The sequence below is a fragment of the Peptostreptococcus anaerobius VPI 4330 = DSM 2949 genome, from assembly GCF_000381525.1.
Lineage (GTDB): Bacteria > Bacillota > Clostridia > Peptostreptococcales > Peptostreptococcaceae > Peptostreptococcus > Peptostreptococcus anaerobius.
Genome location: NZ_KB906648.1, coordinates 1 through 10301, shown reverse-complemented (window position 1 = coordinate 10301; position 10301 = coordinate 1). Strand labels below are relative to the sequence as shown.

At 32.8% G+C, this 10301-nt stretch carries 9 protein-coding genes and 1 CRISPR repeat array; of the genes, 1 reads left to right on the top strand and 8 read right to left on the bottom strand.

The genetic code is table 11. From position 1 onward, the window contains the following. Nucleotides 1-4: 4 nt before the first annotated feature. Nucleotides 5-339: a CRISPR direct-repeat array (repeat unit 30 nt; unit sequence TAGGATCACCCCCACGTGTGTGGGTAGTAC). 23 nt (nucleotides 340-362) lie between these two features. The 8 genes from cas2e to F823_RS0109535 are packed head-to-tail and all read right to left on the bottom strand — an operon-like array spanning nucleotide 363 to nucleotide 9787. Next, nucleotides 363-1253, bottom strand: coding sequence for a type I-E CRISPR-associated endoribonuclease Cas2e (gene cas2e, locus F823_RS0109570; protein WP_004167290.1), 891 nt, complete (start codon nucleotides 1251-1253; stop codon nucleotides 363-365). Further along, the gene (cas1e, locus tag F823_RS0109565; RefSeq protein ID WP_330365200.1) at nucleotides 1246-2154 is read right to left on the bottom strand and encodes a type I-E CRISPR-associated endonuclease Cas1e; all 909 of its coding nucleotides are present in this window, start codon (nucleotides 2152-2154) and stop codon (nucleotides 1246-1248) included. The genes cas2e and cas1e overlap by 8 nt, the downstream gene beginning before the upstream one ends. 37 nt (nucleotides 2155-2191) lie before the next feature. Further along, nucleotides 2192-2827, bottom strand: coding sequence for a type I-E CRISPR-associated protein Cas6/Cse3/CasE (gene cas6e, locus F823_RS0109560; RefSeq protein ID WP_004167288.1), 636 nt, complete (start codon nucleotides 2825-2827; stop codon nucleotides 2192-2194). Between the two features lie 11 nt (nucleotides 2828-2838). After that, on the bottom strand, nucleotides 2839-3558 hold the full coding sequence (cas5e, locus tag F823_RS0109555; RefSeq protein ID WP_019595697.1) for a type I-E CRISPR-associated protein Cas5/CasD: 720 nt from the start codon (nucleotides 3556-3558) through the stop codon (nucleotides 2839-2841). Between the two features lie 17 nt (nucleotides 3559-3575). Beyond that, a complete protein-coding gene (gene cas7e, locus F823_RS0109550; RefSeq protein WP_004167285.1) occupies nucleotides 3576-4652 on the bottom strand; it encodes a type I-E CRISPR-associated protein Cas7/Cse4/CasC in 1077 nt (358 codons plus the stop codon). 40 nt (nucleotides 4653-4692) lie between these two features. After that, on the bottom strand, nucleotides 4693-5274 hold the full coding sequence (casB, locus tag F823_RS0109545) for a type I-E CRISPR-associated protein Cse2/CasB (protein ID WP_004167284.1): 582 nt from the start codon (nucleotides 5272-5274) through the stop codon (nucleotides 4693-4695). Continuing rightward, the gene (locus F823_RS0109540; RefSeq protein ID WP_019595696.1) at nucleotides 5261-7006 is read right to left on the bottom strand and encodes a type I-E CRISPR-associated protein Cse1/CasA; all 1746 of its coding nucleotides are present in this window, start codon (nucleotides 7004-7006) and stop codon (nucleotides 5261-5263) included. The genes casB and F823_RS0109540 overlap by 14 nt, the downstream gene beginning before the upstream one ends. A gap of 3 nt (nucleotides 7007-7009) precedes the next feature. Beyond that, nucleotides 7010-9787, bottom strand: coding sequence for a CRISPR-associated helicase/endonuclease Cas3 (locus tag F823_RS0109535; RefSeq protein WP_019595695.1), 2778 nt, complete (start codon nucleotides 9785-9787; stop codon nucleotides 7010-7012). A gap of 323 nt (nucleotides 9788-10110) precedes the next feature. Here F823_RS0109535 and F823_RS10690 point away from each other — a divergent pair. Next, on the top strand, nucleotides 10111-10301 hold a 191-nt coding region (locus F823_RS10690; RefSeq protein WP_019595694.1), incomplete at its 3' end, for a helix-turn-helix domain-containing protein.

Genomic DNA, 10301 nt, shown 5'->3' with positions numbered 1-10301 from the left:
TGCTCAGGATCACCCCCACGTGTGTGGGTAGTACGAATTTCCTATCTCTAAAACTCTGCATATATCAGGATCACCCCCACGTGTGTGGGTAGTACTAGTAGCCTTACATGGTACCGAGAAGTACTTTAGGATCACCCCCACGTGTGTGGGTAGTACCTTATCGACAAACATATTCCCGTCATCAAAGTAGGATCACCCCCACGTGTGTGGGTAGTACTAGTAGCCTTACATGGTACCGAGAAGTACTTTAGGATCACCCCCACGTGTGTGGGTAGTACCTTATCGACAAACATATTCCCGTCATCAAAGTAGGATCACCCCCACGTGTGTGGGTAGTACACTAATAGATCCCAGTAATATCCTCATTCCTTTTCCATAAACCTAGTAAATTTATTTACTTTTGTAGACAACTCGTATATACCATCTAAAAAGCAACCTGTATCATTTTGATCCTCTATTATTATATCATACTTTTTTAATACATTAATAATGCTATAATCATCCAGACCCCTCATATCTTTTTTAACGAATTTCAATAAATCATAAATACGATAATCTCGCAAGCTATATCCATTTTTATCTAATAAAACCACAACTCTCTCAAATTCTTTCATGTTGCCATAAGTTACAATATGCATACAACCAATAAATTCTTTAAATATGTTCATAAGTTCTTTTGCATCTATTGATTCTACACGATTATTTTCTGTGATTTTTATATTTCCAATCTTGTCGCCGACATTAATAATATCAATAAACATTTTAATGTCTTTGCCATTTAATATCTTTTGTATACCTATGGTGATCAAATCTTTATTTATATTTATAGCTAGCATCACATATTTACTATCTACTACATCAAACTCAATATTAGTTTTGGCACTGCAATCCGAATACTTTTTAGCCTTTCTAAACTTGGAAGCATTACTATATCCATACTTTGATTTTGAGTCTAGAGTGCTTTCCTTATTAGGCAACAGTATAAGTGGAATCCCATCTAGCTCTACAACTTCCCTTTCTGCGTTTATTGTACAGTAATTATATCCAATCTCGTTCCTATATGCGAAGCTCATTGTTGCCTCACCACCATCAACATTCTCAACTACTCTATACCATAACTTCTCACGAACTTTTGTGTTAAAATTACCAACATATACACCTGTTGCAATCTCCTGCATCCACTTAGTCAAGTCACCTCTTAATGATTTTGGAACATTTTTTAAAGTTATAACAGTAAAAGGCAAGCTAATCACCTTCCTTATAACTTATTCCATGTCTAACATTTTGATCTTTATCGTCCCATAAATTAATATTATCAATGGATATAGAATCTTCTTCTTTTATTTCTAGCAAATATTGTAGATCACTCACAATTCTAGACATTATTCTTCCATCCACGAAAGAGTCTCTAATTTTTAACCTAGTTATCCTTCCAATATCTTCTCCCTTATCATGCTCTGCCGCTACCTGAAATGCTATCGGTATTGTTAATTCAGCCTTATATAGGTCTGCAATATCATATACAAAGGATAGGTCGTGACCAGTATGTACAAAACCCAATCCAGGTGAAATACCCAACGCAACAATAATACTATAGACAAGTCCATATAATGCTACATTTGCTGCTGATAGAGCTTGATTTACTACACTTCCATCTTCAAAATTATCTACATCATATTCTCTACCTGTCCACGTTACATCGTATTCTTTCGATAATGTGTTATATACTTTTCTAACTCTTGCTCCTTCTCTGCCTCTTAGCTGTTGCATTGTAAGAGAACTTACGTCTTCATCTGGAAATCTCATCTGGTACATTTTTCTTGCAACGTATACTCTTGACCTAAGATTTGTAACTAGTTTTGCCTGACTTTCTAAGAACTTTGTGGAGTGTGCAAGCGCTCTTCCATGAGCATAGTTCCTAACACTTCTTTCTCCTACCCAGACAACACTAGTTCCTGTATCACCAAGTAGCTCCATGGCCCTGTGACTAATGTCTGTCCCTGGACCTAACATAAGTACTCCAATCATTGCAATAGGAATTGTCACAACACCTCTACTATCATGTACACTTATCGAACCATCTACCCTATTAACTTTACAATGCTCAATATAAATAAAACTAACTCTGTCACCTATCCTTGGTAGTTCATTCAATTCTGTTTTTTTAGCACCAAACTTTTCTTTCATAATATTACACCACTGGTATAACCGTCATCAAACCAAAACCATAAGCTCGTTTTTTTCCTATGCCTTCAGTCAATATTCTATTAAATAACTCTTTATTGCTAACTGTAAGTACACCTTCATATACTGCTTTTATCAGTCTTACTTTCTTTTGCCCATCTTTATAAAAATTTTCATAACCTCTTTCTACGATACTAAAGTTACTCTCCTCCAGTTCAAATCCATTTTTACTTGACCTATCAAGCAAATACTTCATCTGTTGTTCTACTGTCACATGAGGTTTTATCTTATTTTTATTCCCAGTACCTTGTGATAAAGCAACAACTGGGTTAAGCACTACTCTAAACTTCATTACACTTCCTTCTTTTATTTCTTCTAAAAACTCATCATACGACTTCGTTTGTGCGCTGCCTTCGACTCCATATTTTTCTAAACCCAACAAATCAGGTTTATTCTCACTTACTAGCAGCAAATATGTCCTTCCGTTTAATCTATCCACTCGCCACAATTTTCTAGTCCTAATTCCTTCATCCTTCTCAATAGGAAAACAATCCTCAACCCAACTATGGTAGGCAGCAACATGTGATAAATTTTTAATTTTCCTACGGTTATCAGAATCTATCTCAACTCTTGATATATACATTGCAACCTCCTTTACACTGCTCCAAATACATCATGTTTGCTATCACTTTCAACATATCGGTCATTGACAACATGAACCCATTTTCTTGACTCATACCTAAATCCAAACCTTCTATTCTTCTGTGAAAATGATATTGGTCTATCTTTTCTTAAAATATGTGAATTATCATCTATTAAGTCACTATCTGCGTATATTTCTAACCCAACAAATTTATCATTTCTATATTTTTTCTTATACCAACTGGATGCCATCCACTCATGAGACTCTAAGCAATTAACTATGTCATTATCAAACATGCCTTGGATAAAGTCATATCCTAAAGGTAAAGACCTTCTTCCCATAAAGTGCTGAAAATATGGATATTCTAATGCCTTGTATATCTCTTCCATAAAACTATCATCTTCATGGGATATCGCAACAATAAACACAGCATCTTCAATATAGTACCTATTTGTTACATATGTTCTTTCAAAATTTCCATTAATTTTATACTTTTGTGCAATATGGTAATCTCTCAGTAAAGATCCTCTTTGATCTATCCTAACTCCAAAAGATAATTCATTTAACCTTCTTATAGCTATGTCATCGTCTCTACGATAGCCGAATCCGGCAGAAATCATACCTATCACAGCACTTTTTGACGGATAAAAATCCGTATGCCTTGTCTCAAAGTTAGAGCCTGTCCCCCACGACTGGAGAGGTCCAGAAAACTTCATAACTATTGTCTTCATAACATATCACCTGCAATTTATATTAGTTTTTTATCAAGTTCATTTGCTATTTCTTCCAATAAGTCATGTAGGCACCCTGCTTCCTCTGAAACGTCATTCATTGATGAGATCTGTTCCATTGATACGTATAACGATTTTATTGGCTTCTTAACAAACTTCTCAGATTTTTTCATTTCTTCAGCTAATTTCTCTATAGATTTGCTCGCAAACCCTCCATTTGATCTAATCGGTTCTTCAAAGGCTCCAACCATATTTATAGGTCTATCATCTCTTACAGTAACAATAATAGCATTTGGTATAGTCTGGTTTGCAAAAGTATTAACCTTTCCTGTTGGTAATGAATTAGAAAACGCTTCTATAAATAATTTTACTGTATTAATAACTGCTTCTTTGTTGTCGAGTTGTTTTGATAATTCATGAACAGCTATGTTTGCATATCTATACAATGTTGATGAGTTAAATTCAATATTACCAAGCATGCCTGCACCCGCATTATCATCACTGTGAAGATCGTCTACTGCAGTATAAAAATCAAATTCATTTTGTATTGCATGTGTTGATATAGCATGTGCAACTTGAGATGATGCATCTTCATTTAGGGATGGATCATCTGCAACCATTCTACCAAATAATGCAATATCGATACTTGGATTATTTTTCAAAATTTCTTTCAATTGTTTTTTATCATTTACACCCTTTATAATCGCATCTGCTAGCATATTAGCCTGAAAGTCTCCTAAGAAAAACAAAGCCTTTAATTTCATATCTTTAGTTGTTTTTGTTATGACATCGTTGATTACTTTTTCAGATTTTTTCATAGATTCTTCATAAGAAATGGACGAATCTTTTTCTATTATTTTTTTCGCAACATAGTCTACAATGCTGTGCGTACGTACACCAAAATCAACTCGGTCACCATTATTCTGAAAATACATTCTTATTGCTCTTTTCCACGATTGAGAACTCACCCTAGCTCTTTTCACTCCACCAAACTGAGCAGTTTTTGGAGCTCCTGTATCATCCCTATTAATATTTGATGGTGGTAAAGTCTGTACTACATGAATGTCAATAAATAATCGCTGTTCGTTTCTCATAATTCTTCTCCTTATTATAATTTTTTATCACTTTTTATTATTACTTTTCGTTATCAAACTCAATTTTTTTCCTATAATACTCCCTTGCCCAAGATAGCTTAACACTATCTCCATATCCTTTCGAGTACCAGTACATATCTTCAGCTAATTTTGGGAAATTAACATATGTTCCTGTGGTCTTAGCTTTTAATAAATTCAATAAATATCTTAGGTGTGTAGACAATTCATCCACATCTGATGATGTTAATAGAGCATTAAATCTCCTATCTACAGACTCACCATGTTCATCTCTCAAAACTCTAATTGAGTAACCGATATTCTTATACTTATTTTCATCGTCTGGATTTACCGAAATTCTATTACTTCCTTGGTTCATTAGAGCAAATAACTGTAGAGTAAGTGTAATAACTCTTTCTTCAGTAGTGATTCTATTTTCATCACCTAGAAATTCCTCTGGCAAATTTTCAAATAAAATGGACCATACTTCACTTGACGAACTAATATCCTTACCTATGGAATTTCTAAGTTTTGCTAGGTATGACTTTCCTGAAGATATTTCGCTGAGTGCATTTAGCTTATAGATAATACTACTTGTGACCGAGTATATGCTATTTTTCTTCATGTGCTGCCTCCTTCTTTATTTTAATTTTATGGTTTAATGAATATATGAAATAGTTATATGCCGTTGCAATATTTTTCATTCCATCATCAACTTTTTTACCTTTGAAGTCTCGATTATTAGCATTTTTTACAACTTTATTTGCTTCATCTATCACAATTTTTCTTAAGATTCTATTCCATTCAAATATTTTTTCTTCTTTCTCGTCATCAAGTTTCAAACCTAATAACCAATCTCTAAAAATAAAGTCTATTGAATAATACAATTCCTCAATTTTTTTATAAGTAAAATCTCTATCATTTATATTTCTAATCTCTCTAATATCTTCAATAAATTCACTAAATGCAGACCTAACTATTGTTTTTGTTTTTTCTATCGTTTCATTTATTCTTACCACCCACTCTTTGTCTAAGAATACTTTTTCAGATATAAACAAATCATCTACAATTTCGTCTACAGGTACCATTGAAGCTTGATGCCCATTGTCCTTCATACTCACAGAACAAATATTTAACATATTATCAATAAATATATCAGTACTCATAACTGAAGAAATATCATTTAACCACTCTATAACTCCTGGTTTCAAATATTTTTTATCCTCTCCCGATTCAACATTACCTGAAATTAACCCAAAAGACCTCCATATTGACTTATTAGATTGATGTTTTCTTGGTGTGAATGTATTTTTGTATTTGCCTTTTTCATTGTAATTCCAAATTGTCATCTGTTCAATAATCTTATTTCGGTGATCTACATCAGGTAATTTTACTATACCACATACAAAAGGTTTTTTCGCATCAGTATCTGGATCTATAAATACAGCCCTACTCCAAGCAGTTAGTAATGATACTTCATTATCGTATATATCTCCAGCTGAATTTAAATATTTTTTTAATAATGCTCTGTTTTCTAACTCCCAACACGGTGTCTGTCTATTCATTAAGTTATTTTGATTTTTATTCGCTAGAACACAATTTAACATTATGGTCTCAAAAATATTTTGTCCTCGAATATATATACCTCCTAAATCAAATAACCATCCATTCGCTGCTTTATACTTCTCCTCTATCAAATATTCTTTTTTTACTTTAAACCTTACCTTGTCTGATTGACCTACATATCCTTGAAGTGTAAGTAACCATCTGGCTATCTCATCTTCATCAAGAATATCTCTATTATTTTCTTTTTCATACTTAGGTGAAAATAAGCTTGTTTTATTTCCACTCTGAGAAATTTTCCTATTTATATTTTTACCAAAAAATTCACCTGGATTTTCTTTATCAGAGTCTGCCTGTTCAATATCTTCTTTTGTCACCTGGAAAAATGGATATTTGTCGTCGAATAAATAAAACCTATCCCTCCAAGCTTCTAAATACTCTATTACAACGTCTGGAAATTTTTTCATTTTCCAAATATCTATCCACGTACCTATTAAATCACCTTCATAGTCATCTACGTCGTACTCATCAATAAGTTCTTTCTGTCTAAACCTTTCATCAATATCAAAATATTCATATGGTTCACCCGATACATCAACCCTTGAAAATACAGTATGTATTACGGCTATCATTACTCTCATTACCGCAAAATCCTGTGTTTTTGTATCTCCTCCCATATCTAGATACTCGTGAGCATGCTTAAAAAAATCAATCATAGATACATTCTTACTATTGCCTTTTTTATCAATGATAACAGATATCCATGGCTCGTCTAGTAAATTATACCTTCCCATTAATTAATCACTTCCTTCCTCAAGTATACATATGCCATACTTTTCATCATACTTAATGCATTTGCCACACAAAACAAATTCATTATTTTCATCTAATACTATTCCCAAGCATCCTTTAAGCCAAATTGATTTTTGCCATTTACTTAAGTTTTTATTATTATATTTTTCAAGTTCATCTATCGTTTTATCAATATTATACACTGCACTGAAAAATCTTGGTAACGTTAAAGTATTTCTGGCAATATTTTTAGCTACAATCTCGTCGTTTATTTTTTTAGATATATCCTCATCGCTGTCAAATACCCCGTATCCATCTCCAATTTTCTTTACTACAATGACCTCTATCGTCTGTTCGCCATCTCTAACCTGTGCAAATCCCTTCTCATCACTGTTATCCATTATTCCTTTATTAATCCATCCTATCAGATTATTTTTCTTTACTATTCTTTTTTTATTTTGACTGACAATTGGATTATCAATCCTAAAAGTATTTGCTATATTCTCTTTATGCTGTTTCAGCTCTTTATTATTTTCTTTATACAGTGTATACCTTTCTTTTAATTCTCCTGAAAAATCTATATCATCATCAGAGTATACATCTTGCACTAAGTCTGAAATATCTCCTGGAATTGCAATTTCGCTGTACTTATCAATAAAGTACTGTGTTCGCATCAATAGATAATCACCATATACATTCCTACTACCCTCTTCAAAATCATATTGAGAATTTTTACCTAAAATATATAGTCTAGGATTAGTATGACTAGCTGGTTTTATCCTTTCATCATGTCTATGTAACCTTCCTATTCTCTGTATGAGTAAATCTACCGGTGCTAGGTCACTAATTAATACATCAAAATCAATATCCAATGACTGCTCAATTACTTGTGTACCTATGATAATTTTACGCTCTGGTCTACTCGCTTTCTTTCCTATAATAGACAACAATTCATTTTCTTTCTTTACTCTTTCAGTTGCTATAAATCCAGAATGAAGTAATAATACTAAATCATCACCAAAATAATCGGATAGCATCTTAGCAAAATTTTGCCCTCTTTTTACCGTATTTACGATAATACCGACTACGCCACCATCCTTTATCATAGACTCAACCAACTGTATTAGTCCATCTTCATCTATAGAATTTACTTTAACCATCTTATTTTCTATTGGAACAAATTGAGTTTCAGTTTTCACATTGTTACCATCAGTATATGTTATCAAAGGATAGGCCCTATTTTCCAATTTAACTTTAACTTCTTCTCTTTCTGGCTTTGAAATTTTTGTTGACCTTCCCATTAGATATGATAGTATAATTTCCGACCTGCTTTTAGAAGGCAGTGTTGCGGATAATAATATTACCGGCACACCATAAGATGCCATCCATGTTAAAGATTCTTTTAAGTACTGACTCATATATGCATCATATGCATGAACCTCATCAATGATAACAACCTTCTTACTAAAACCCAAATGTCTTAAAAACAAATGTTTTTGCTTTAGTGACAGCAATAAAAATTGGTCTACTGTACCAACCACAAAATCATCTAAAGCAGTCGTTTTTTTTCCTGAAAACCACTGGTTAACAATTATACTACCATCACCATCTATGCCTATACCACTAGCTATGCTTGTAAAAGAATCATTTAGATGTGCCTTTCCATGGGCAAGTCTAACCTGCAGTGTATCTCCGTAGTCTTCCTTTATGCTATTCAACCATGTAATAATTCTTGGAAATATGCCATTTGATGTGGCCTGAGTAGGTAAACCAAAAAACAAACCACTTCTTCCTGTTTTTGCAGCTAATTGCTCTGAACCAATCAAGGCCGCTTCCGTTTTACCGATACCCATGGGCGCTTCCAAAATAAATATGCCTGGCTCATCACATTCAGTTATTACTTCAGATAGCTTTTCCTGAACATTTCTAGGATCAAAGTCAAATCTGTTATTGTACATACTGACAAAGTCAACATTTTCATCTGGTTGCCACAAATCAGATTTTATCCATTCTTTGAAACCACAACTCCTTCTATGATCCTTATCCTCAACCTCATCCTTACTTATATCTATAAGAGGATAATACTCCTCATTACTCGCAATCCAATCTGCAACAACAAGTAAACCAAGTAATATTACTTGAGCTGGTTGTCCCACTGCAGATATTTCATCTACGCTACCATATCCACATAGATTTAGAGCCTCATTAAAAATCTCATAATGACATTGATGCCATAAGGCATTTACGCCCGTATTCCCTTCGTCTTGATAATAATTAGCTTTGTACGCAGACTGATTCATACATTCATTAATATTATCAATCGTTTTTCCGTGATGTCCACCAACTATTGTTGCAATTTCATCTCTTACACCAAAGTTACTTAGTATAAATTGACCTGCAATGTTATGCCTTGTTTTACTTCTTGATGCAAATGTTTTACTTGTTATTCCCTTAAATCCGGCATATTCTAGTTTACTAAGCAGTTCATAGTCTAAATCACTTGAGTTAGTAAAACCTTCCATAGTTTGAAATGATGGCGTTGCCTTTCCAATATCGTGAACGTAACCAAGAAATTTTACAAGTTGCTTTGCCTTTTTTTCATCTTTATCTACTATTGAATTTATTATTATTTTTTTTTGCCCTTCACTTAACCAATTTTCCCATAACAGCAATGATACATTCTTTGTATCCTCTAAGTGTTGCATAAGAGGTAACCATAAAAACCTACCATTTTTTTGACTTTTTTTTGCCCAAAGATATTTAATTCTCTTTATAACTATCACCTCACTAGAAAAATCTGTACAATTTTACTCATTATTTCTAAAAAATATAATTATTTACATATTATTCCGACTATTTATGTCATTCTTATAGTTAGCCACTTCATTAATAAAATTTTTATCATCAAATACAATTTGCTATTTTTCAAACAACATCATCTCTTATGCATACATAGTCCTAATAACTAGTATTATATCATACTTATTAAGTGTTTTTTATTTAGATAATTTATCATAACAAGTGCAACATAAAATAAACTCATAGCTAATCAGCTGTGTTAATATGTAAGTGACCAAACAAAACATATTAAAAGGAGCGATTAACTATGAGCTATAACCATCTTACCATAGAAGAGAGAGCTTGTATCTATCAATTTTTAAATTTAGGAATGAGTATAAGGAAAATTGCACAAGCACTTAAAAGGTCACCTAGTACAATATCTCGTGAAATTAAAAGAAATTCTTCTAAAATAAAAGTTAGTAGAGGAAGTTATACTAAGTACTTCCCAGTAAAGGC

Coding starts and splice junctions, on each gene's coding strand:
- cas5e (WP_019595697.1), bottom strand. CDS start 3,558: ATGAAGACAATAGTTATGAAGTTTTCTGGACCTCTCCAGTCGTGGGGG.
- F823_RS0109540 (WP_019595696.1), bottom strand. CDS start 7,006: ATGGGAAGGTATAATTTACTAGACGAGCCATGGATATCTGTTATCATT.
- casB (WP_004167284.1), bottom strand. CDS start 5,274: ATGAAGAAAAATAGCATATACTCGGTCACAAGTAGTATTATCTATAAG.
- cas6e (WP_004167288.1), bottom strand. CDS start 2,827: ATGTATATATCAAGAGTTGAGATAGATTCTGATAACCGTAGGAAAATT.
- cas7e (WP_004167285.1), bottom strand. CDS start 4,652: ATGAGAAACGAACAGCGATTATTTATTGACATTCATGTAGTACAGACT.